The sequence below is a fragment of the Kitasatospora sp. NPDC034533 genome, from assembly GCF_055575155.1.
Map to the genome: position 1 here is coordinate 90,083 of NZ_JBVITE010000006.1, position 21,281 is coordinate 111,363.

The following is a 21,281-nucleotide window of genomic DNA, read 5'->3' on the forward strand; positions in this document are numbered from 1 at the left end:
GCGGAAGGGCGCTGAGCGGAGAACGGAGAGGAGGTCACAACGCCTCACCCAGGTAGGCCTGTTGCACGGTCGGGTCGGCCATCACGGCCTCGGGGGTGTCCAGGGCGAGCAGGGTGCCGTGGTGCATCACCGCGAGCCGGTCGGCCAGGCCGAGCAGGACGTCCATGTGGTGCTCGACCATCAGGACGGTCCGGCCGAGGTCTCGGTGCACGGAGCGGATCAGCTCGGTGAGGGCCGGCACCTCCTCCGCACTGACACCGGCCATCGGCTCGTCCAAGAGGATCAGCCGGGGCTCGGAGACCAGCAGGACGGCCAGCTCCAGCTTGCGCTTCTCCCCGTGCGAGAGCGCACTGGCCAGGGTGTCCGCGCGATGGCTGAGGTCGGTGCGCTCCAGGGTGTCGGCCAACTGCTTCTCGTAGCGGTCGGCGCGGCGCCAGAGCCGGTACGAGGCACCCGGGCCGGCCGCCGCCTGGGCGGCGAGGCGGACATGGTCGGCGACCGTCATCGCCGGCCAGAGGGAGGAGGTCTGAAAGGTGCGGCCGAGTCCGCGGCGGGCCCTGGCGTGCACCGCCTCGGCGGTGATGTCCACGCCGTCGAGGTGGAGGCTGCCCTGGGTCGCCGGGTAGATGCCCGAGATCAGGTTGAAGAGGGAGGTCTTGCCGGCCCCGTTGGGCCCGATGAAGGCGATGAACTCGCCTTCGCCGACCGAGAAGGAGACGTCCTCGACGATCGGCACACCGCGGACGGCCCAACCGAGCCCCTCTAGGCGCAGCACCGGAGAGGAGGACGACAAGGACGACGAGAAGGACGAACGCGCGGACGGATCCGAAGAAGCGGAAGTGACGGAGGTGGTACGGGCGGGCACCGGGATCAGCCCGCCATCGGGGCGACCGGGGGCGCCGCCTCGTCCGCGGTCAGGGTCTTCTCCACCGAGGGCTTGGCGGCGGCGCCGGTGCCGGTCAGCCGGACCTGGAACATCGGCTGGAGAAGGGCGTGGTCCTCGGCGCGGACCGTGGTCTTCCCCTTCACCCCGTCGAAGCTCCAGCCCTCCAGGGCCTTGACCAGGGCCGAGGTGTCGTCGGTGGAGCCGTGGTTGGACTCGACGGCGTGCACGATCATCTGGGCGGCGGTGAACCCGTCCGGGGTGAAGATGTCGGTCTTCCCTCCAGCGGCGGCGACGGCGTCGGTCATGGCCTTCTCCACCGGGGTGCCGGCGGCGCCGTCGAAGTAGTGGTTCAGGAAGGAGATCTTCTCGCCGGCCGGGCCGAACAGCGGGTAGGAGGCGGCCAGGTCGAGGCCGGTGACGACCTTGGTGTCGGCGAAGACGTCCTGCTGGTTGAGCGCCGTCCACAGGGCCGAGGCGGTGTCACCGGCCCAGGCGACGAACAGCAGGTCCGGCTTGCCGGTCTTCGCCTGGGTGGCGAAGGGGGTGAGGTCGGTGGCGCTCGGCGGGGCGAGCACCTGGTCGACCGTCGCACCCTCGGCGCCGAGCACCGCCTTCACGGCGGCCACGTTGGCCTGCCCGAAGGCGTTGTCCTGAGCGAGCACGGTGACCTTCTTGCCCTTGGCGTCACCGACGAACGAGGCCGCGGTCTTGATGTCCTGGTAGGACTGGCGGCCGGAACGGAAGGTGTACTTGTTCAGACCGGTGGCCTTGTCGGCGGCGGCCGGGCCGCTGATGAAGAGCACCTTGTTCTGCGCGGCGATCGGGCCGACCTGGAGGGCCACACCGGAGGCGGTGGAGCCGGCCAGCACCTTGTAGCCCTTGCCGATCAGGTCCTTGGCGGCGGACACCGCCTTGGCCGGGTCGCCCGCGTCGTCCTGCTCCTCGAACTCGATCTTGTGTCCGTCGACCGCGCCGGTGCCCTTGGTCGCGTAGTCCAGGCCGGCCTTGAAGCCCTCCAGGTACTGCTTGCCGTAGGCGGCCAACGGTCCGGTCTTGGAGTACACCAGGCCGACCTTGATCGGGCCCTTCGATCCACCGTCCGCCGCGGTCGTCCCGGCCGTGCCGGCCTTGGCGCAGCCCGAGGCGAGCAGGACGCACGCCGCGAGGGCGGCGAGCTTCCGGCCCGGGCGGCTGGTCAGAGAGCCGCCTGCCAGGGAGCCGCCGGTCTGGGAGTTGCCGGCCAGGGAGTCGTCCAGGCGGGCGCCGGAGGCGGTCCTGGAGGGGGCTGTCGAGCTGCGCATGGTGACCGGCTCCTGAGGGTGCGGCGGGGTGGATGCGGGAACCGTAGGTGTGCGGTGGGAACGGCAACATGTGCCCGGCCGACGCATCAGGCCCTCGGGATGTGGTTCCAGCTGACATACCGCCATGCCGTCGCCGCCCCATGGCCGCCCTGGTGTGGCCTGCCTACACGACTGCGCGCCCACCCATGGGTGTGGTCGCCATGGCTGCGGCGGCCAGTACCCGGTGACGGTGGAGGGGCGCGGAGCCCGTCCGGCGGGGCAGCCATCCCAGCGGCGCGCCCGGCCCGGTCCGGTCGGGCCCAGGCACGGATCCCAGCCCGGCCCTGGTCCGGCCACGGGCTCCGCGCGCCTCCCGGGCCCGCCGGCCGCCGGCCGCCGGTCCCAACCGCCCGCCGTTCTCGCCCGTCCCAGCCGCCGCTCGGCCCGCCCCCACCACCCGTCCCCACCATCCTTCCCCGGCCGTCTCCGCCTGCTCCCCGCCCCCGGCGGCCCGAGCGCCCACCGGCACCCACCCACCCCCAGCCACTCCCACTCCCACTTCCACTCCCTCACGAGGTGACCCCTTGGACAAGGTCCTGGACTCCCCCGCCGACGCCGTCGGGGACATCCCCGACGGCGCGGTGCTGGCCGTCGGCGGTTTCGGCCTCTGCGGCATCCCGAGCACGTTGATCGGCGCCCTGGTGGACTCCGGTGCCACCGGGCTGCGCGTGGTCTCGAACAACTGCGGGGTGGACGACTGGGGGCTGGGCCTGCTGCTCCGGGCGGGCCGGATCGCCCGGATGACCTCCTCGTACGTCGGGGAGAACAAGGAGTTCGCCCGGCAGTACCTCTCCGGCGAGCTGGAGGTGGAGCTGACCCCGCAGGGCACGCTGGCCGAACGGCTGCGGGCGGGTGGCGCCGGCATCCCGGCGTTCTTCACCCCGGCCGGAGTCGGCACCCAGGTCGAGGAGGGCGGGCTGCCCTGGCGCTACGCGGCGGACGGCTCGGTGGCCCTGGCCTCCCCGCCCAAGGAGGTCCGGGAGTTCGGCGGCCGTCGCTACCTCATGGAGGAGGCGATCACGGCGGACTTCGCCCTCGTCCGGGCCGAGGTCGCGGACCGGCACGGCAACTGCGTGTTCCACGCCGCCGCCCGGAACTTCAACCCGCTCTGCGCGGCGGCGGGCCGGATCACCCTGGTGGAGGCGGACCGGATCGTCGAGCCGGGCGAGCTCCCGCCGGACGCCGTGCACCTGCCCGGGGTGTACGTCGACCGGGTGGTGGCCGCCGACCCCGAGGACCGCCGCATCGAACGCCGGACCGTCCGCCCCGCACTCCAGGAGGCCTGACCCGATGCCCACGCTCACCGCCCACACCCCGACCACCACGTCCAGCACCGCCCCCGCCCTCGACCCGCGCAACGCCCTGGCCGCCCGTGCCGCCCGGGAGTTGCGCGACGGCCAGTACGTGAACCTGGGCATCGGCCTGCCGACCCTGATCCCCAACCACCTCCCGCCCGGCGTCGAAGTGGTGCTGCACTCGGAGAACGGCATCCTCGGTGTCGGACCGTACCCCGAGGAGGGAGCCGAGCACGCCGACCTGATCAACGCCGGGAAGGAGACGGTGACGGTCGCGCCCGGCGCCTCGTACTTCGACTCCGCCTTCTCCTTCGGCATGATCCGGGCCGGACGGATCGACGTCTCGGTGCTCGGCGCGATGCAGGTGTCGGCCACCGGGGACCTCGCGAACTGGATGATCCCCGGCAAGATGGTCAAGGGCATGGGCGGCGCGATGGACCTGGTGCACGGCGCCCGCCGGCTGATCGTGGTGATGGAGCACACCGCCCGGGACGGCTCACCGAAGATCGTCGACGAGTTGTCACTTCCCGCTACCGGCAGGGGTGTTGTCGATCGGATCGTCACCGACCTGGCAGTGGTCGACGTGACCCCGGAGGGGCTGCGCGTGGTGGAGACGGCGCCCGGCGTTGGCTTCGCCGAGGTCCAGGCGGCGACCGGCGCGCCCCTGCTGCCCCCGCTCTGACCAACCCGGCGCCATGCGGACGGCCGGATCACCCCGGGTGGTCCGGCCGTTCCGTCGCTACCGCAGAAGCCGAAGGCCGGGGCCGAACCAGAACCGGGAACCGAAACCGGGGGCCGGGGGCCGGGGGCCGGGGGCCGAACCCGACCGAATTCGCCGCCATAGCACCAACACCCGTCGGATCGTCCAGGAACCATGGCATCTTCATGCCTTGGCAGCGGTGATCCCCCGGACTGGTTGCGATCACCGTTGTGCTCAGGGAGAGTTGGGGAACCAAGGATCCCGACGTGCCCGGAGGGGAAGCTGAACAGCGCATCGGGATCCCGCGTTCGAGACCGCCACACCGGCGTGACAACCGGTCCGGTCGTACGCACCGGATGCGCCGGAGGTCCCGGAAACCGCCTGGGGGAGCAGCCATGACCACGCCGTTCTCGCGACGAAGGGGCGTCGGAACGGCCCACGGGCGCGACACCGGGCAGTTGGACGAAGCCGCTCTTCGCGCCTTACCCGCGCCCGAAGCCCCGTACGATTACGGCCACTTCAGCCGCCTGGCCGGCCCCGCCCACGACCCGGACGAGGACGACGACCTCGGTGCCGGCGTCTACTGGCCCGAACCGGCGGCACCAACCCCACCAGCCACACCCTCACCGCATGCCCCCTCACCGCACGCCCCCTCTCCGTACGGGCCTTCGTCGTACGGCACCTCTCCGTACAACACCTCGCTGCACAGCACCTCACCGCACAGCCCCTCGCCGTACGCACCCGCCACGCCCCTCGCACCGACCGAGCCGCAGGAACCCCCCGCGCCCCCCTACCGCGTCCGGTACCGCAGCCTGCTGCGCCGCGAGCCGCACCGGATCCGCGCCGCCCTGTTACTGATGGCCGCCCCCGTGGTGGAGGCGGTGCTGCTGGTCTGGCTGCTGCTGCCCGAGCACTGGCCCGAGCGGCTGGACGAGACGAACGCCCTGGTGCTCCTCGGTGACAAGGTGATGATCGGCATCATCGCGGTGGTCGAGGTGTTCCGGCTGGTCAACGTCATCTCCAACACCCATGCCACGCTGGTCGCCCGCGATCCGATCCCGGTGACACCGGAGCCCGGCACCCGGGTCGCCTTCCTCACCACCTGCGTGCCGGGCAAGGAACCGCCGGAGATGGTCCGGGCCACGCTCACCGCCGCCCGCGCCGTGCGGCACGAAGGGCCGTACGACGTCTGGTTGCTGGACGAGGGAAACGATCCTGCGATGCAGGCGCTCTGCACCGAGCTGGGTGTGCGCCACTTCAGCCGCTCCGGCCGGCCGCACTGGAACCGCCCGAAGGGCCCGTTCCGCGCCGGAACCAAGCACGGCAACTACAACGCCTGGCTCCGGGCCCACGGCGACGACTACGAGTTCTGGGTGTCCGTGGACACCGACCACGTCCCGCTGCCGGACTTCTGCGAGCGCATGCTCGGCTACTTCCGCGACCCCGACGTGGCGTTCGTGGTCGGCCCCCAGGTGTACGGGAACTACCGCAGTTCCGGCTCCGCCGTCACCGCGTTCTCCGAGAGCCAGCAGTACCTCTTCCACGCCCTCATCCAGCGCGCCGGAAACCGTTACGGCGCACCCATGTTCGTCGGCACCAACAACGCCGTCAGGATCCGGGCGCTCCAGTCGATCGGCGGGCTGTCCGACTCCATCACCGAGGACATGGCGACCGGCCTGGAGTTCCACCGCAGCCGGAACCCGGAGACCGGGGAGCGCTGGAAGTCCGTGTACACCCCGGACGTGCTCGCGGTCGGCGAGGGCCCGTCCTCCTGGACCGACTTCTTCTCCCAGCAGCTGCGCTGGAGCCGCGGCACCTACGAGACCCTGCTCACCCGCTATTGGCGCGTGCTGTGGCAGCTCTCCCCCGGCCGGCTGCTCAACTACTCGCTGATGATGGGCTTCTACCCGATGGCGGCGCTCACCTGGCTGCTCGGCGGCCTGTCCAGTGTGCTCTACCTGGGCTTCGGCGCCTCGGGCGTGCACGTCTCCTCGGAGATCTGGATGATGCTCTACAGCGACGCCGCCGCCCTCCAACTCCTGCTCTACACCTGGAACCGCAAGCACAACGTGAGCCCGCACGAGCCTGCCGGTTCCTCCGGGGTCGCCGGCATGGTGATGTCCGCACTGTGCGGTCCGGTCTACGCGGCCTCGCTGCTCCAGGCACTCGTCCGCCGCCGCAGCCGCTTCGTGGTGACGCCGAAGGGCCGTGCGGCCAGCACCGACCGGCTCGGCACCTTCCGCTTCCACCTGTTCTGGACGCTGGTGTTCGGCGGCGCGATCGCCGCCTCCTACGTCACCGGCTACGACCACGTCGCGATGCGCACCTGGGCCTGGATCGCCCTGGGGCTCACCCTCCTGCCGGTCCTGATCACGGCCGGCGACGCCGTCCGCCGCCGCCGTAGCCGCCCCATCGCCACCCTCACCGTCACCGGTGGCCCGGCCTCGGCCCCGAACGTCCTGCTGGAGAAGCGCCGCCCGCGCCACGCCCGCCACGCCCGCGACCCACGGGCCCCGCGGCCCACGCAGCCACCCCTGCCCGCCTCCGACCACGCGGACAGCGGCATGCCGACCCACTGACCGGCCCCGCCGAAGGCCAGAGCAACCGAGCCCCCGGCCCAGGACCAGAGCAACAGAGCCGCCCCGCCCCAGGACCACAGCCCCCCAAGCAGAACCAGCCCCCCGCCCAGGACCACAGCCCCCCAAGCAGACCCACAGCCGCCCCGAACAGAGCCGCCCGCCGAACAGCCCCGACCGCCTCCCGAGGGGAGTCACCACCGTGAAGATCCACAAGGCCGGCCGCACCAAGCGCCTCGCCCTCGGCAGCACCGTCGCGCTGACCGTGGCCGGGATGAACGCGCCGGCCGTCCTCGGCTTCGCCTCCGAGCAGTACCACGACTACGTGATCAACCGCCCCGAGTACAAGGCGCGGTACGGCCACTGGCAGACCCTGTCGCTGCCCGCCGAGTTCCGGGTCAACGCCGTGCACGCGACCCTGCTGCGCACCGGCAAGGTGCTGATCGTGGCCGGCTCCGGCAACGACCAGAAGCAGTTCGACGCGGGCACCTTCAAGAGCCTGCTCTGGGATCCGGCCCGGAACTCCTACAAGCTGATCCCCACCCCGGCCGACATGTTCTGCGGCGGCCACACCTCGCTGCCGGACGGCCGCGTCCTGGTGGCCGGCGGCACCCAGCGGTACGAGAAGCTGGCCGGCGCCGTGAAGAAGGCCGCCGGCGTCATGCGGGTGCGCAACGAGAGCCCGGAGCGCGACCGAACCTTCCCGAAGGGCACCGTCTTCGTGGCCCCGAACGGCCACGAGTACGCCAGCACCGCCGCGGTGACCGTCCCGGCCGCCACCAAGACCGGCTCCGGCAAGCAGACCGTGGTCACCGCCGGCGAGCAGCACGTGTACGTGGAGGCGGTCGGCACGGGCCCGGACTACGCCACCGACACCCCCGCCCAGTACCGGATCAAGGGCCTGACCGGCACCGACGCCCACAACCTGTACGGGCAGAACGAGAAGCTGACCCTGGACAAGCAGGAGTACCAGGGCATCCGCTCCGCCTTCGAGTTCAACCCGGACACCGAACTGTACGAGCCGGTCACCGACATGGCCCACGCCCGCTGGTACCCGACGCTGACCGGGCTGGGTGACGGCCGGGTGGTCACCGTCTCGGGGCTGGACGACACCGGGGAGATCCTCAACGGCAACGACAACGAGATCTACGACCCGAAGACCAAGTCCTGGTCCAAGGGCCCCGACCACTACTTCCCGACGTACCCGTCGGTCTTCCTGACGGCGTCCGGCAAGCTCTTCTACTCCGGTTCCAACGGTGGCTACGGCCCCGCCGACAAGGGCCGCGAGCCCGGCGTGTGGGACCTGTCGAACGGCGCCTTCCAGCCCGTCCCCGGCCTGCGCGACCCCGGGCTGACCGAGACCTCCTCCTCGGTGCTGCTGCCGCCCGCGCAGGCCCAGAAGGTGATGGTGCTCGGCGGCGGTGGCGTCGGCGAGTCACCGCTGTCCACCGCCCGCACCGACATCGCGGACCTCACCGCCGCCCAGCCCGCCTTCTCCCCCGGCCCGGACCTGCCGGCCGGCGGCACCCGCTACCTCAACAGCGTGATCCTCCCGGACGACACCGTCTTCACCACCGGCGGCTCCAGCGGCTACCGCGGCCGGGGTGACAGCGACCTGCTCAAGGCGCAGGTGTACCACCCGGACTCCAACAGCTTCAGCACCGCCGCCGAGCCGACCGTCGGCCGCAACTACCACTCGGAGGCGCTGCTGCTGCCGGACGGCCGGGTCGCCGTCCTGGGCTCCAACCCGCTCTTCGCGGACAAGGCCGAGACCCAGCCGGGCGGTTTCGAGCAGCGCATCGAGATCTACACCCCGCCGTACCTGTACCGCGGCGACCGCCCCGAGGTCAGCGCCGCCCCGCAGGCGGCCCGGCTCGGCGGCACCCTGAGCGTCGGCACCTCACGGCCGGAGGCGGTCGCCACCGCCAAGCTGATCCGGCCGAGTTCGGTCACCCACGTGACGGACGTCGAACAGCGCTCGGTGGCCCTGGACATCACCGGGCGGACGGCGGACGGCGTCGCACTCACCCTGCCCGGCAACCCCAACCTGCTGCCGCCGGGCTGGTACATGCTGTTCCTGACCGACTCGGCCGGCACCCCGTCGGTCGCCCGCTGGGTCCAGGTCACCGCCTAGCCGGGCCCCGTCCGGCCGCCGTACGGGACACCTGAGCCGAGCCGGGGCGAGCCTGGAGGGGCGCGGGCGCGCTCAGCGCGCCGCCTGCGCCAGCCCGAGCGCGTACGGCAGCCAGAACGCGCCCGCCCGGGGCTCGCCCCGCCCGCAGTCGCCGTCCGACTCCCCCGGGTTCTTGATCCACAGGTAGGCGTCCACCGCGGGCCGGCCGGTCTCGGTGGTCGGCCGCTCGCCGAGCGCGCGCCCCGGCGGGTTGCACCAGGCGTCGCCGCCCAGCGCGCCGTTGCCGCTGCGGCTGGTGTCGATCACGAAGTGCTTCCCGTCCAGGACCGCGGAGAGCCTGGCCCCGTACGCCGCGTTCCGCTCGGTGTCGTAGAAGTTGGCGACGTTCAGGGCGAAGCCGTCCGCCGCCGCGATGCCCGACCTGCGCAGCGCGGTGGCCAGTTCCACCGGGTCCTGCGCCCAGCCGGGGTTGCCGGCGTCCAGGTAGACCCGGACGTTCGGGTTCTTCTTCAACTCCTGGACGGCGAAGGCCAGCAGGCCGTACCGCTCGGCGGCCAGGTCGCCCTTGATCCCGCAGTCGTCCAGGGTGTGGGCGACGGCGTCCGGCTCCAGCACCACCCAGGCCCTGCGGTCGCCGAGGGCCTGCGCGACGCCGGTGATCCAGGACCGGTAGGCGGCGGCGTCGGGGGCACCGCCGGCCGAGTACTGGCCGCAGTCGCGGTGCGGGATGTCGTAGGCGACGAAGACCGCCGTCCGGCCCGCCTCGGTGGCCCGTCGGCTCACCTGCTCGGCGATCTCCTTGGCACCCTGCTCGCCGAGCCACTGCGAGGAGGGCTGGGCGGCGATCCGCAGCAGGGTCTCGGCCTCCGCCGTGCGGCCCTGGCCTCGCAGCGCGGTCACCTGGCGGGCGGCGTTGGTCTGGTCGGAGACGTAGAAGTCCTGCCCGGGGAGCTGGGCGAACCCCCCGCCCTGGCCCGCACCCGGGCTCTCAGCCGATCCCGCTCCAGATCCGGATCCCGACCCAGCTCCAGATCCCGATCCGGTTCCCGACCCTGACCCCGGCCCGGGCCCCGCGACGGCGCCCGGCTTGCCGCCGTCCGAACCGCCACACCCGGACACGACGGCCACCACCCCGGCCAGCAGCACCCCCGCCACCCACCGCAACGCACCCGCCCGCCCCAGCCCGTGCACGTACCGCCCCTCCTGCCCCGGACCGGCCGGTCCGCCCGGTCGCCCGATCCGCACCAGCTAAGCACACCCCGCACCGGCCGGCGGCCATCACCGGTGAACGCCAAGTGGCCGTGGGCGAACGGGACATCGAACCCGTCCGACCCACGGCCACCCGTTGCTCAGGGACACCGGGACACAACAGAGGAGCGAAGGCTCAGGCCTCCTTGAGGTTCGGCACCCGCCAGTCGATCGCCTCGGTGCCGAAGGACTCCAGCGCGCTGTTGATCTGCGAGAACGGGCGGCTGCCGAAGAACAGCTTGGCCGACAGCGGCGACGGGTGCGCCCCCTGCACCACCACGTGCCTGGAGGTGTCGATCAGCGGCAGCTTCTTCTTCGCGTAGTTGCCCCAGAGCACGAAGACCACCGGCTCCTCGCGGTCGCTCACCGCCTTGATCACCGCGTCGGTGAACTTCTCCCAGCCCTTCGCCTTGTGCGAATTGGCCTCGTGCGCGCGGACCGTGAGCACCGCGTTCAGCAGCAGCACGCCCTGCTCGGCCCAGTGCATCAGGTAGCCGTTGTCCGGGGCCGGGATGCCCAGGTCGGCGTCCAGCTCCTTGAAGATGTTGCGCAGCGACGGCGGCGTCTTGGTGCCCGGCAGCACCGAGAAGCTCATGCCGTGGGCCTGGCCGTTGTCGTGGTACGGGTCCTGGCCGAGCACGAGCACCCGGACCTTGTCGTACGGGGTGGCCTCCAGCGCGGCGAACTCCTGGCCGCTCGGCGGGAACACCTCGTGCTCCGCGCGCTGGGCCGCCACGAAGGCCGCCAGCTCGGCGAAGTACGGCTTCTCCGTCTCGGCGCCCAGCACCGCGCGCCAGGACTCGGGCAGCTCCAGCCCGCCGCCCGCACCGGCCCCCACCACGCCCGCCTCGACCGTGTCCGTCACGACATCTACCTCCCACACCGCGGCTGCTGCGCCGCACGCCCTCTATCACCCCGAACGCTACACAGCCCCACCGACAACACACTCCGCCGGAGCGGAATCCGGCCCTCGGCGGCCACCCACCCCGACTCGCCGTTGGCGGCTCCGCCCCGGGCCCCGGCCCCACGGATGGCGCCGACCCCACGGACGCACCCGGCCCCGCAGACGGCCCCGTCCCAACGGGCGCCCCCGGCCCCACGGGCGCCCCCGACCCCACGGGCGGCAGAGCGGCTCCGGACACGAAGCGGCCCCGCCCCGGCGACCGGCCGGAACGGGGCCCGCGACGGCGAAGCGCGGAGGTCAGACCAGCTCGACCAGGTCCGCGATCGACTTGACCACCCGGCTCGGCCGGTACGGGAAGCGCTCCACGTCGGCGGCGGAGGTCAGGCCGGTGAGCACCAGGATGGTCTCCATGCCCGCCTCCATGCCCGCGACGATGTCGGTGTCCATCCGGTCGCCGATCATCACGGCCGTCTCGGAGTGGGCGCCGGCCGTGTTCAGCGCCTCGCGCATCATCAGCGGGTTGGGCTTGCCGACGAAGTACGGGTCCACGCCGGTCGCCTTGGTGATCAGGGCCGCGACCGAGCCGGTGGCCGGCAGCACGCCCTCGGTGGAGGGGCCGGTCTCGTCCGGGTTGGTGCAGATGAACCGGGCGCCCTGGTTGATCAGCCGGATCGCCTTGGTGAGCGCCTCGAAGGAGTAGGTGCGGGTCTCGCCGAGGACGACGTAGTCGGGGTTGTTGTCGGTCAGCACGTACCCGGCCTGGTACAGCGCGGTGGTGAGCCCCGCCTCGCCGATCACGTACGCGGTGCCGTTCGGCCGCTGGCTCTTGAGGAACTTGGCCGTTGCCAGGGCGGAGGTCCAGATGCACTCCTCGGGCACCTCCAGGCCCATCCCGGCCAGCCGGGCGCTGAGGTCGCGCGGGGTGTAGATGGAGTTGTTGGTGAGGACCAGGAAGGGCTTGCCGGACTCCCGCAGGCGACGCAGGAACTCCTCCGCCCCGGGGATCGGCGTGCCCTCGTGGATGAGGACCCCGTCCATGTCGGTCAGCCAGGACTCGATGGGCTTACGGTCTGCCACGTAGGTGTCTCCTCGGTCTTGCAAAGGCTCTGAACGATCTCGCACATGCCCCAACCGGACACCCTCGGCCGGTCGGGCGCCAAAGGCTGCCCCAACGCCGACCAGCGTAGTCGCCACCGGCGCCATCGCGCGGCCCCCGTCCGGCCCGAGGTTTCCGGCCCGACGGAGCGCCTGTTTGCTCCCGGTTTGGGTGGACCGGCGCCGCCCCGTGATTGAGTGGGCGCATGAACCAGCAGACGACTCCCGGTCCGTTCCGCGTCGGCCTGATCGGCTACGGTCTGGCCGGCTCCGCCTTCCACGCACCGCTGATCGCCGGCACGCCGGGGCTGCGGCTGGACGCCGTGGTCACCGCCAACCCCGACCGGCGCGCCCAGCTGGCGCGCGAACACCCCGGCGCCCGCGCCGTGGACACCCCCGAGCAGCTGCTCGCCGATCCGGACGCGCTCGACCTGGTCGTCATCGCCTCGCCCAACCGCACCCACGCCCCGCTCGCCCGCGCCGCGCTGCGGGCCGGCCTGGCGACCGTGGTGGACAAGCCGCTGGCCGGCACCGCCGCCGAGGCGCTGGAGCTGTGCCGCCTCGCCGAGGAGCGGGGCGTGCTGCTCTCGGTCTTCCACAACCGCCGCTGGGACGGGGACTTCCTCACCGCGAGCCGGCTGGTGCGCGGCGGCGCGCTCGGCCGGGTGCACCGCTTCGAGTCCCGCTTCGAGCGCTTCCGCCCCAAGCCCAAGCCGGGCTGGCGCGAGCTGGCCGACCCGGCCGAGGTCGGCGGCACGCTGTACGACCTGGGCAGCCACCTGGTCGACCAGGCGCTCACCCTGTTCGGACCGGTCGAGACGGTGTACGCGGAGATCGACATCCGGCGCGACGGCGCGGTGGTCGACGACGACGCCTTCCTCGCCCTCACCCACGCCTCCGGCACCCGCTCGCACCTGTGGACCAGCGCCATCACCCCGCTGATCGGCCCCCGGCTGCGGGTGCTCGGCGACACCGCCGGCTACGTCAAGCCCGGCATGGACCCCCAGGAGGCCGACCTGCGGGCGGGCCTGCGCCCGGACGGCACCCGCCCCTGGGGCGCCGACCAGCCCTCGCACTACGGCACCCTGGGCACCGACGAGTCCGCGATCTCGCTGCCGACCGAACCCGGCGACTACCCCGCCTTCTACGCGGGCATCGCCGCCGCCCTGGCCGCCCCGGGCACCCCGCCGCCGGTCGACCCGCGTGACGCGGTGGCCGCCCTCGCGGTGCTGGAGGCGGCCCGCACCTCCGCCGCCACGGGAACGGCGGTCCGCCCGGGCTGAGCGGCCCACCCGGAGACCGCACAGCACGCCCCGGGCCCGAGCGGCCCACCTGGCCGACCTGAGGCCTGAGGCCTGAGGCCCCCGGACCTGAGGCACCCTGGCCCGAGGCCCCTCGACCTGCCGCCACCCCGGACACCCGCGATTCCTAAGATGACCGGATGAACAGTCAGCGGGGGCGGCAGGTCGACATCGAGGAGCGCCGGCGGCGCGAACAGGCGTGGTCCGCCCAACAGCGGCTCCGCGAGGAGGAGTTCGAGCGGCGCCGCGAGGCCCGGGAGGCCGAGGACCGCGCGCTCCAGCAGAGCCTGTCGATCGCGAAGGAGCGGAAGGCCTGGGCCCGCGGCGAGCGGGACGGGGCGATCGGCCACATCGAGGCGACCGGGCCCGACGCCGTGCCCGTACGGATCGCGGTGGTGTGGCTCGGCCGGTTCGGGGCCACCGCCAAGCGGCTGGACGACCACGACCCCTTCCGGCACGTCGCCGGCACCCCGGACAGCGTCGAGGGGATCCTCCTGCTCGTCCCCCTGGCCGCCCTCATCGGCCTGAACGTCGGAATCCGATGGCTCGTGCTGCGGCTGCTCGGCCGCCCGCTGTGGGCCGTCGCCGCCAAGGCGGGCGGCGACCGGGGCGAGCGCGGGGGCAACACCGTGCTGCTGCGCACCCGGCACCGGGCGCAAGCCCTGAAGCACGCCGCCGCGCTGGCCGACCGGGTCGAACGGGACGGCACGGCCGCCCTCACACCCCGATGACCTCCACCGCCGAGCCCAGCCCCCGGAAGTCCGCCACGTTGCGGGTGTACAGCGGCAGCCCGTGGGCCGAGGCGACCGCGGCGATCATCAGGTCGATCCGGCGGGGGCGCGGCTGCCGGCCGGCGGCGATGGTGAGGGTGACCAGCGTCCCGTAGCGGGCCGCTGCCGCCGCGTCGAAGGGCAGCGGGTCGAAGTCCGCCATCGCCGCGCCCAGCACCTCCAGCCGGGCCGCCCGGCTGGCCGGGTCCCGGGCCATCGACACGCCCTGCTGCAACTCGGCGAAGGTGATCGCGGTCAGCTCCGGCACGGCCGGCAGGTCGGACGGGTTGAGCAGCGCCAGGTCGATGTAGACGCAGGTGTCCAGCACCCCGGCCGGCCGCCGCCGGGGCGCTCTGCGGCGCTCAGCCACGCCGCCGCTCGAACGGGTCGTCGCCCTCGTCCCCCACCAGTTCCTCGGGCCCGAAGTACTCCTCGGCCTCCTTGCGCATCTGCTGGTAGTCCACCCGCGGCAGCTTCACGTGCCGCGCCACCAGTTCCTCCGCCGTGAGCCGCCGCCGCCCGGACACCGGCCGCAGCTCCGCGACCTCGACCCCGTTCCTGGTGATGTGGAAGGTCTCCCCCGCCTCCACCGCGTCCATCACCGCGGCGGAGTTGTTCCGGAACTCCCGCTGGGTAATCGTCTTCATCCCTCCAAGGTAGCCCCGCGTAGCACCGCCGGCTACAGCCGTGCGGGCCCGGGAATCCCCCCGACGGAAGCGGAAAGGAACGGGGACGGAAGCGATCACGGGAAACGGGAACTCCACCGGCCCCCGGATCGTCCTGCCTTTACGTCCGGGACACAGACACCGAGGGGGGAGCACGCCGTGGCCGTCGTCGCGATGCTGCTGGGCCTGCTCCGGGTGCTGACCGGGGAGCTGGTGGCCGACAGCGGAACGCTGGCGTCCGTCGCCACCGTCGCGGCCGTGGTGCTGGTGGCCAGTACGGTCGCCGGTGCGCTGGCCGGGGCGCGGCTGCTGGGGGCGCGGGCGCCGGCGGCGGTGCGCAGCGGGATGCTGCGTCGCCGGGCGTTCGGTACGGCGTTCCTTCCGCAGCGTGATCCGGACGCCCGGGGCAGGCGACGCCCCAGGGCGCCGGGAGCGGCCCCGGCGGCCGCGTGACCCCGTGAACTCCGTGAATCCGTAAGTCCGTCACGGCTCGCTCGTGGCCGTCCTCCGTCGATCACTCGTCTCCCGAGGCCCCGGAGGGCTCGCTCACCATGTCCGTTCTCGCTGTTCTCGATCCGGCCGTCGCCGTCGCGCACGCCGTGGTCGCCGCCATCGCCCACGTCCTGCCGGCCGCGCTGGCCATCGTCCTGTTCACCGTCGCCGTCCGGCTGGCGCTGCACCCGCTGGCGCGGGCGGCGGCACGCGGGGAGAAGGCGCGGGCCACCTTGGCGCCGAAGGTCGCCGCGCTGAACCGGAAGTTCAAGGACCGCCCGGAGAAGCTGCGGGAGGCGATGGCGGAGCTGTACCGGAAGGAACAGGTGTCGCCGTTCGCGGGGTGCCTGCCGATGCTGGTGCAGATCCCGTTCTTCTCGGTGACGTACCGTCTGTTCACCACCCCCAACGACCTGCTCGACCACACCCTGTTCGGGGTGCCGCTCGGCCTGCACGTCTCGGGCGCGCACGGCGCCGGGCAGTGGGCGGTGTTCGGGGCGCTGTTCGCCGGGCTGGCGGCGGTCGGGTACGTCAACTTCCGCCGGGCGCGACGGGCGGCGGCGACCGCGGCCGCCAGGGCCGAGGCCGAGGCCACGGCGGGGAGGGCCGCGGGCGCGAAGGCGGCACGGCCCGCCCCGCAGCCGGGGGCGGGACTGCTGCCGTACCTGTCGTTCGGGTCGGTGCTGTTCGCGGCGCTGGTGCCGGTGGCCGCCGTGCTCTACCTGCTCACGGCGGGCGTCTGGTCGGCCGCCGAACGGGCCTGGCTGTACCGGGACGGGACGCCGGTTCCGGCCGCCGCGCTCGTGGGCTGACCCACCGTGCTGGTGGACTGACCCGCCGTGCCGGCGAACTGACCCGGCTCGCTGACGGGCTGTCCCGGCGCCGGACGCGTCAGAAGTGGCGCAGCAGCTCGGGGAAGGCCCCGAGCTGCAACGTCGCCTCGTCCGGCCCGAGTTCCACGTGCTCCAGCACCCAGGTGTGCTCGTGCGGGATGAAGACGGTGCGCAGTCCGGCCCGGCGGGCGGGGGCGATGTCGGACTTGGGCGAGTTGCCGATCATCCAGGTGCGGCCCGGGTCGAGGCCGAGCTCGGCGGTGAGCTGCCGGTAGGTGTCGACCGACTTCTCGGCGACGATGTGGACGCCGCGGAAGTGGTGGTCGATGGCGGACTCCGCCACCTTGCGCTGCTGCTCGCCGTGGTCGCCCTTGGTGAGCAGCAGCAGCTCGTGCCGTTCGGCGAGGGCGGCCAGGGTGTCGGCGACCCCGGCGATCAGTTCGACGTTCCGGCTGGTCAGCGGGGTGAGCAGCGCGTCGATCCGGGCGTGCTCGGCCGCCGTGGGCGTGCTGCCGTTGAGCCGCTGGAGGCAGTCGGCGAGGCTCTGCCGGAAGACGGCGGCGCCGTAGCCGAGGGTGGCGGAGTTCGCGGCCTCGATCTCGTTCAGCAGGGCCCTGGTGCGCTGGTGCTCGGCCGGGGCGGCGACCCAGTCCAGGAAGCCGTCGATGACCCGCTCGAAGAGGACGTTGTTCTCCCAGAGCGTGTCGTCGGCGTCGAAGATCAGGATCTGGTCGGTGTGCATCCGGTTCGTCTCCAACGGGTTCGGGGGTGTCCAACGGGTTCGGGCTCGACCGGGTTCCGGGGCGACCGGATCGGGCGGCTCGACCGGGTTCCGGGGCGACCGGATCGGGCGGCTCAGCCGGATCCGGGAGGGGCTCAGGGCAGCAGCAGGGGGGCGGCCCGGTCGAGGGTCTCGCGGAGGTTCTCCACGGTGGTCCGCCGCTTGGCGTCCGCGACGCCGAGCCACTCCAGCGGGGACGCCGGGTTCTCCGGGCGGGCCAGCTCCGGGGTGTCGGTGGCCAGCAGGAAGCGCAGGTCGGCGTGCTCGTGCGCGGGCTCGGTGGGCGAGGCGGGGACGGGCACCACGGCGACGTGGACGAGCGCCGGGCCGGGCCACGGGGCGAGGTCGGTCAGACCGGTCTCCTCCAGGCCCTCGCGCAGGGCGATGTCCAGCGGACCGGTCTCCCCCGGGTCGCCGTGGCCGCCGACGTGCAGCCAGGCCTGCTGGCGGACGTGCCAGCGCAGCAGGACTCGCCCGGTCGGCGGGTGGACGATCAGCGCGGAGGCGGTGAAGTGGAGGGGGAAGGTGCGCCGGTCCCAGGCGTCGGCGACGTCGAGGAGCCGGCGGGCCCGCTCGTGGTCGGCGGTCTCCACCGGGCCCCGCGGGCGGTGGTCGTCCAACAGCCTGGCCAGGTCGGGGCCGTGCGACGGGCCGCCCGTGGTCACCATGGGTCTGCTACTCCTCGTTCCGCTCCGGGCGCGCGGGGCGTGGCAACCGGCGCGCGGAGGCAGGCGGTCGGGGCACGCGGCGGTCGGGCCCGGTGCCTTCGGGTTCCGGCGAACCCGCGCAGCCTAGCCCGGGGGGCGCTCGAAGACCCACCGGTTTTCGTCCGGGGAGCCCGGGCGCCGGGGCCCCGGGGCGCGGGCTCGGCGGGCGTTCCCCCGGAAGTCATCCGCCGTACCGCCGACGGCATACCGGCTGGTCCGGGCGTTTCCCCGGAGGCCGTAGCCTGTGGTGATCATTCAGGGACAGGTGGAAGGAATCGTCATGGTGGCTGCTCCGGCACTCGCAGAGCTGCGCGAGGTGTGCCAGCCGCAGGCCAAGATCCAGAGCCGCAACGGCGAGCACTGGGCGGGCCGGCTGTACATGCGGGCGGTCTCGCTGCGCACCACCCGGCAGCTGGTGCGCACCTCGGTGTCGCCGAACACCCTCACCTGGGTGATGGTGGTGTGCGGGGTGGGCGGCGGCGCGGCCCTGCTGATCCCGGGCCTGACCGGCGCGGTGCTGGCCGCCGTACTGTTCCAGCTGTTCCTGCTGTTCGACTGCGTGGACGGCGAAGTGGCGCGCTGGAAGCGCCAGTTCAGCATGGCCGGGGTGTACGTGGACCGGCTGGGCGCCTACCTGGCGGACGCCGCGCTGATGATCGGCGCGGGCGTACGGGCGGCGCGGGGCGGGTCGGAGCTGTGGGTGTCGGCGGGTCTGGCCGCCGCGCTGGGCGTGGTGCTGCTCAAGGCCTCGACGGACCTGGTGGACGTGGCGCGGGCCCGCAGCGGGCAGCTCCCGGCGACCGAGGAGTCGACGCAGCCGCGCTCCCAGGGCATCGCGACGGCCCGCAGGGTGGCCTCGCTGTTCAAGATCCACCGGGTGACCAACGGCATCGAGTCCTCGCTGGTGCTGCTGGCGGCGGCCGTGGTGGACACGGGGCTCGGCAACCTGGACGCGACGCGATGGGTGCTCGCGGGGATCACGGTGATCACCTGGGGCATGGTGGTCGCGCACCTGGCGTCGATCCTGTCCTCCTCGCGGCTCCGCTGAGCAGCACTCCGCACCGAACGACGCTCCGGCCGAACGGGGCTCAGCGCCGAGGCGGGGCCGACGGCCCACCACCCCCGCATGCCCCGCGCGGGAAGTCGACTCCACCGACTTCCCGCGCGGGGCACGTCACTTCACCGAGGGGGCGTCGGTGACCAGGGGCGCCCGACCGGGCGCGCGGACCCACCGCCGCCGGCCGAGCCGACCCGGCCGGTGGCGGTGGGAGTGGTGGGGACGCGGAGCTTCAGCGCCATGTGCACGGGAGACTCCCTTCCGGAGCGGGTGGCGCGGGCCGGCGCGAGGCGACTCGTCAGTCCAGCGGCTTGCCCGGGCACCACTGGTCGCCCCAGGCCGTCGTGGAGACGCAGCTGTGGCCGTTCCCGGGACCGGAGTTCGTCGACAGATCGCCGGGGAGCACGGCGGCTCCGGCCGGGGCCACCGCGCCCGCCCAGGCGGCGGCGCCCAGCACGACCGCGACCAGTGTCCGCGTCACGATTCCTCGCACGACGACAACTCCCATCACCTTGGGGACAGTTCCACACGATTCGGGTGTTTCCGCAGTTCGCGGCGCATCACCCACCCGGTCCGTGATCGTCACCCTGCCAGTCGGCGGATGGCCGCGACATCCCCCACAAGGGATCATGAGCCTGCCTGACAGCTTTAGGAGGCATGCGATGGAACCCGGGACCGCCCTCGACCCGGCCGCGTTCGACCCGACCGATCCCGATCCGGCCGATCCCGGCCCGGCCGGTCCCGACCCGGCCGCGTTCGACCCAGCCGCGTACGACCCGACCGGTCCCACCGGTCCCACCGGTCCCACCGGTCCCGCCGGTCCGACCGCCGACGTGCCCGCGCTCGACAGCGCCGCCGTCACGCTCTACCGGTGGACGGTGGTGCACGAGCGCCTCACACCCGCCAACCTCGCACAGGCGGCGTCGGAGACCGACCTGAGCCTTCCGGAGTGCGAGGCGGCCGTCCGGCAACTCACCGGCGCCTGCCTCTTCCAGGAGCTGCGCGCACCCGACGCCCCGGCCGCCGCTGCCCCGGCCGCCTGGCTGCCGGTGAGCCCCCAGGCCGCCACCGCGCAGCTGCTCTCCGCCCGCGACACCGCCCTGCGCGCCCACGAGGAGGCGCTGCGCGAGCAGCGGCGGCTCATCCAGCAGCAGCGCGACGGGCTCGCGGCGCTGCTCCCCGTCTACCTCCAGGCCCGCCAGCACGCCTTCCCCCAGGGCACCATCGACCGCCTGCCCGACAAGTTCGCGGTCCGCTCGCTGCTCGCCGACGTGATGGACTCCTGCCGCAGCGAGGTGCTGGTCTCCAAGCACGGCGGGTCCTTCCCGCCGGCCGCCCTGCGCGAGGCGCTGCCGCGTGACCTGGCGCTGCTCGAACGGGGCGTCCGGATGCGGAGCCTCTACCAGCACGCGACCCGCTTCGACCAGCCCACCCGGGTGCACGCGGGCCGGCTCATCGAGGCGGGCGCCGAGATCCGTACGCTGCCCGAGGTGCTGCCACAACTGATCATCGTGGACGGCTCCTTGGCGCTGCTGCCCGCCAGCTCCGGCGGTGCGCTGATCATCCGGGAGCCCGACCTGCTCTCCTACCTGCTGACGGTCTTCGAGCGGGACTGGGAGAACGCGACCCCGTTCGCCAGCGGCCCGCAGGCCGCCCACGACGTCACCAAGACGGTGAAGCAGAGCATCCTGGTGCTGCTCGCGAAGGGCCTCAAGGACGAGTCGATCGCCCGGCGGCTCGGCATCTCCCTGCGCACCTGCCGCCGCCACGTCTCGGAGCTGCTGGACAGCCTCGGCGCGCACAGCCGCTTCGAGGCCGGTGTGGTCGCCGAGCGGATGGGCCTGACCTCGCACCCCGCCCCGGACCCGGCCGCGACACCCGGGCCGGACGCAGAACCCGGGGCGGACGCGGAACCCGGGGCGGACGCCGTGCCCGAGCCGGACGGGGAGCCCGACCCGAACGCCGAGCCCGAGGCGGCGGCCGAGGTCGCGGCGCCGCTGCCGGCGGCGGCCTGCCCCGCCTGCGGCGAGCCCCTGACGGACCCCGCTCCCTCCCCCAGCGCCCGGCGGCGGGCGGGCGGCCGCCCGCCACGCTACTGCTCGCCCCGCTGCCGCTCCCGCGCCTACCGGGCCCGGCAGAAGCAGCGCGCGGAGGACGTCACGTAACCCGCGACGGCGTGACGTAACCCGGCGCCGGGAGCCACGACTCGCGGGCCACGGGTCGGGCGAGGACTTCGGGGACAGGACGCGTGACCCGCCGCCCTCGACGTCCCCGCCCCGGGGCGCGGCCCGTACGGGCCGCGCCGTTCGCGGCGTCGGCCGGACACCGCGCCGCCGTCACCGCCCACCCGGGCCGGAGAACCGCATGCCCGCTCCGCGCCCCGCCCGTCCCGGTCGACACCCGCCATCAGCACCCCGTACGCCGAGCCTCCGACCGGTGGGCCGTCGCGGTGGGGCCGGCCGCCAGCCGGCCGGGGGACAGGGCCGGTGGGACAGGG

Annotated in this window: 20 protein-coding genes; 10 read left to right on the forward strand and 10 right to left on the reverse strand. The window is 73.5% G+C overall.

Translation table 11 applies throughout. From position 1 onward, the window contains the following. Positions 1-34: 34 nt before the first annotated feature. Complete coding sequence (locus ACZ55U_RS06680) at positions 35-793, reverse strand: ABC transporter ATP-binding protein (protein ID WP_465523129.1); 759 nt, start codon at positions 791-793, stop codon at positions 35-37. A 77-nt stretch (positions 794-870) separates the two neighbouring features. Then, the gene (locus tag ACZ55U_RS06685) at positions 871-2,187 is read right to left on the reverse strand and encodes a substrate-binding domain-containing protein (RefSeq protein WP_465523131.1); all 1,317 of its coding nucleotides are present in this window, start codon (positions 2,185-2,187) and stop codon (positions 871-873) included. Positions 2,188-2,750: 563 nt separating this feature from the next. Here ACZ55U_RS06685 and ACZ55U_RS06690 point away from each other — a divergent pair. The 4 genes from ACZ55U_RS06690 to glxA all read left to right on the forward strand — a co-directional run bounded on the left by ACZ55U_RS06690 (position 2,751) and on the right by glxA (position 8,931). Next, positions 2,751-3,512 carry a CoA transferase subunit A gene (locus tag ACZ55U_RS06690; RefSeq protein WP_465523133.1) on the forward strand — a complete coding sequence of 254 codons (762 nt, stop codon included), beginning with the start codon at positions 2,751-2,753 and terminating at the stop codon, positions 3,510-3,512. Between the two features lie 4 nt (positions 3,513-3,516). Beyond that, positions 3,517-4,203, forward strand: a complete 687-nt coding sequence (locus ACZ55U_RS06695; RefSeq protein ID WP_465523135.1) for a 3-oxoacid CoA-transferase subunit B — start codon at positions 3,517-3,519, stop codon at positions 4,201-4,203. Between the two features lie 413 nt (positions 4,204-4,616). Beyond that, on the forward strand, positions 4,617-6,800 hold the full coding sequence (locus tag ACZ55U_RS06700; RefSeq protein WP_465523137.1) for a glycosyltransferase family 2 protein: 2,184 nt from the start codon (positions 4,617-4,619) through the stop codon (positions 6,798-6,800). 199 nt (positions 6,801-6,999) lie between these two features. Then, a complete protein-coding gene (gene glxA / locus ACZ55U_RS06705; protein ID WP_465523139.1) occupies positions 7,000-8,931 on the forward strand; it encodes a radical copper oxidase GlxA in 1,932 nt (643 codons plus the stop codon). Positions 8,932-9,003: 72 nt separating this feature from the next. Here the strand turns inward: glxA and ACZ55U_RS06710 are convergent, their stop codons facing one another. From ACZ55U_RS06710 to ACZ55U_RS06720, 3 genes are all read right to left on the reverse strand, one after another. Then, positions 9,004-10,077: a glycoside hydrolase family 6 protein gene (locus ACZ55U_RS06710; protein ID WP_465523343.1), complete on the reverse strand. Its 1,074-nt coding sequence runs from the start codon at positions 10,075-10,077 to the stop codon at positions 9,004-9,006. 238 nt (positions 10,078-10,315) lie between these two features. After that, entirely contained in the window at positions 10,316-11,044 is a 729-nt protein-coding gene (locus ACZ55U_RS06715) for a uracil-DNA glycosylase (protein ID WP_465523141.1), read from the reverse strand. A gap of 336 nt (positions 11,045-11,380) precedes the next feature. Beyond that, entirely contained in the window at positions 11,381-12,160 is a 780-nt protein-coding gene (locus tag ACZ55U_RS06720) for an HAD-IIA family hydrolase (protein WP_465523143.1), read from the reverse strand. Between the two features lie 224 nt (positions 12,161-12,384). Between ACZ55U_RS06720 and ACZ55U_RS06725 the strand changes: the two genes are divergently transcribed. Both ACZ55U_RS06725 and ACZ55U_RS06730 read left to right on the forward strand, forming a co-directional pair. Then, positions 12,385-13,461, forward strand: a complete 1,077-nt coding sequence (locus ACZ55U_RS06725; protein ID WP_465523145.1) for a Gfo/Idh/MocA family oxidoreductase — start codon at positions 12,385-12,387, stop codon at positions 13,459-13,461. A gap of 158 nt (positions 13,462-13,619) precedes the next feature. After that, entirely contained in the window at positions 13,620-14,210 is a 591-nt protein-coding gene (locus tag ACZ55U_RS06730) for a hypothetical protein (protein WP_465523147.1), read from the forward strand. Here ACZ55U_RS06730 and ACZ55U_RS06735 read toward each other — a convergent pair. Next, positions 14,197-14,619: a PIN domain-containing protein gene (locus ACZ55U_RS06735; protein WP_465523149.1), complete on the reverse strand. Its 423-nt coding sequence runs from the start codon at positions 14,617-14,619 to the stop codon at positions 14,197-14,199. The genes ACZ55U_RS06730 and ACZ55U_RS06735 overlap by 14 nt on opposite strands. Continuing rightward, on the reverse strand, positions 14,612-14,896 hold the full coding sequence (locus tag ACZ55U_RS06740; protein WP_063349249.1) for a type II toxin-antitoxin system Phd/YefM family antitoxin: 285 nt from the start codon (positions 14,894-14,896) through the stop codon (positions 14,612-14,614). The genes ACZ55U_RS06735 and ACZ55U_RS06740 overlap by 8 nt, the downstream gene beginning before the upstream one ends. A gap of 177 nt (positions 14,897-15,073) precedes the next feature. On the opposite strand from ACZ55U_RS06740, the gene ACZ55U_RS06745 reads away from it, so the two are divergent. Continuing rightward, positions 15,074-15,367 (forward strand): DUF6412 domain-containing protein, encoded by a 294-nt coding sequence (locus ACZ55U_RS06745; protein WP_465523151.1) that lies wholly within the window; start codon positions 15,074-15,076, stop codon positions 15,365-15,367. 98 nt (positions 15,368-15,465) lie between these two features. Then, positions 15,466-16,218: a membrane protein insertase YidC gene (gene yidC, locus ACZ55U_RS06750; protein ID WP_465523153.1), complete on the forward strand. Its 753-nt coding sequence runs from the start codon at positions 15,466-15,468 to the stop codon at positions 16,216-16,218. Between the two features lie 79 nt (positions 16,219-16,297). On the opposite strand, the gene ACZ55U_RS06755 is transcribed toward yidC, so the two are convergent. Beyond that, positions 16,298-16,981 carry an HAD family hydrolase gene (locus ACZ55U_RS06755; RefSeq protein WP_465523155.1) on the reverse strand — a complete coding sequence of 228 codons (684 nt, stop codon included), beginning with the start codon at positions 16,979-16,981 and terminating at the stop codon, positions 16,298-16,300. Between the two features lie 134 nt (positions 16,982-17,115). Beyond that, positions 17,116-17,688: an NUDIX hydrolase gene (locus tag ACZ55U_RS06760; RefSeq protein WP_465523157.1), complete on the reverse strand. Its 573-nt coding sequence runs from the start codon at positions 17,686-17,688 to the stop codon at positions 17,116-17,118. A gap of 319 nt (positions 17,689-18,007) precedes the next feature. Here ACZ55U_RS06760 and ACZ55U_RS06765 point away from each other — a divergent pair, with 319 nt between their 5' ends. After that, the gene (locus ACZ55U_RS06765) at positions 18,008-18,775 is read left to right on the forward strand and encodes a CDP-alcohol phosphatidyltransferase family protein (protein WP_465523159.1); all 768 of its coding nucleotides are present in this window, start codon (positions 18,008-18,010) and stop codon (positions 18,773-18,775) included. Between the two features lie 307 nt (positions 18,776-19,082). Here the strand turns inward: ACZ55U_RS06765 and ACZ55U_RS06770 are convergent, their stop codons facing one another. After that, positions 19,083-19,265 (reverse strand): hypothetical protein, encoded by a 183-nt coding sequence (locus ACZ55U_RS06770; RefSeq protein WP_465523161.1) that lies wholly within the window; start codon positions 19,263-19,265, stop codon positions 19,083-19,085. A gap of 181 nt (positions 19,266-19,446) precedes the next feature. Between ACZ55U_RS06770 and ACZ55U_RS06775 the strand changes: the two genes are divergently transcribed. Then, entirely contained in the window at positions 19,447-20,949 is a 1,503-nt protein-coding gene (locus ACZ55U_RS06775; RefSeq protein ID WP_465523163.1) for a helix-turn-helix transcriptional regulator, read from the forward strand. Positions 20,950-21,281 lie beyond the last annotated feature (332 nt).

Excerpts from the sequence above, each read along its gene's own strand:
- yidC (WP_465523153.1), top strand. The coding sequence starts at position 15,466 with ATGTCCGTTCTCGCTGTTCTCGATCCGGCCGTCGCCGTCGCGCACGCC.
- ACZ55U_RS06765 (WP_465523159.1), top strand. The coding sequence starts at position 18,008 with ATGGTGGCTGCTCCGGCACTCGCAGAGCTGCGCGAGGTGTGCCAGCCG.
- ACZ55U_RS06700 (WP_465523137.1), top strand. The coding sequence starts at position 4,617 with ATGACCACGCCGTTCTCGCGACGAAGGGGCGTCGGAACGGCCCACGGG.
- ACZ55U_RS06725 (WP_465523145.1), top strand. The coding sequence starts at position 12,385 with ATGAACCAGCAGACGACTCCCGGTCCGTTCCGCGTCGGCCTGATCGGC.
- ACZ55U_RS06775 (WP_465523163.1), top strand. The coding sequence starts at position 19,447 with ATGGAACCCGGGACCGCCCTCGACCCGGCCGCGTTCGACCCGACCGAT.
- ACZ55U_RS06730 (WP_465523147.1), top strand. The coding sequence starts at position 13,620 with ATGAACAGTCAGCGGGGGCGGCAGGTCGACATCGAGGAGCGCCGGCGG.
- ACZ55U_RS06695 (WP_465523135.1), top strand. The coding sequence starts at position 3,517 with ATGCCCACGCTCACCGCCCACACCCCGACCACCACGTCCAGCACCGCC.
- ACZ55U_RS06760 (WP_465523157.1), bottom strand. The coding sequence starts at position 17,688 with ATGGTGACCACGGGCGGCCCGTCGCACGGCCCCGACCTGGCCAGGCTG.
- ACZ55U_RS06685 (WP_465523131.1), bottom strand. The coding sequence starts at position 2,187 with ATGCGCAGCTCGACAGCCCCCTCCAGGACCGCCTCCGGCGCCCGCCTG.
- ACZ55U_RS06755 (WP_465523155.1), bottom strand. The coding sequence starts at position 16,981 with ATGCACACCGACCAGATCCTGATCTTCGACGCCGACGACACGCTCTGG.
- ACZ55U_RS06740 (WP_063349249.1), bottom strand. The coding sequence starts at position 14,896 with ATGAAGACGATTACCCAGCGGGAGTTCCGGAACAACTCCGCCGCGGTG.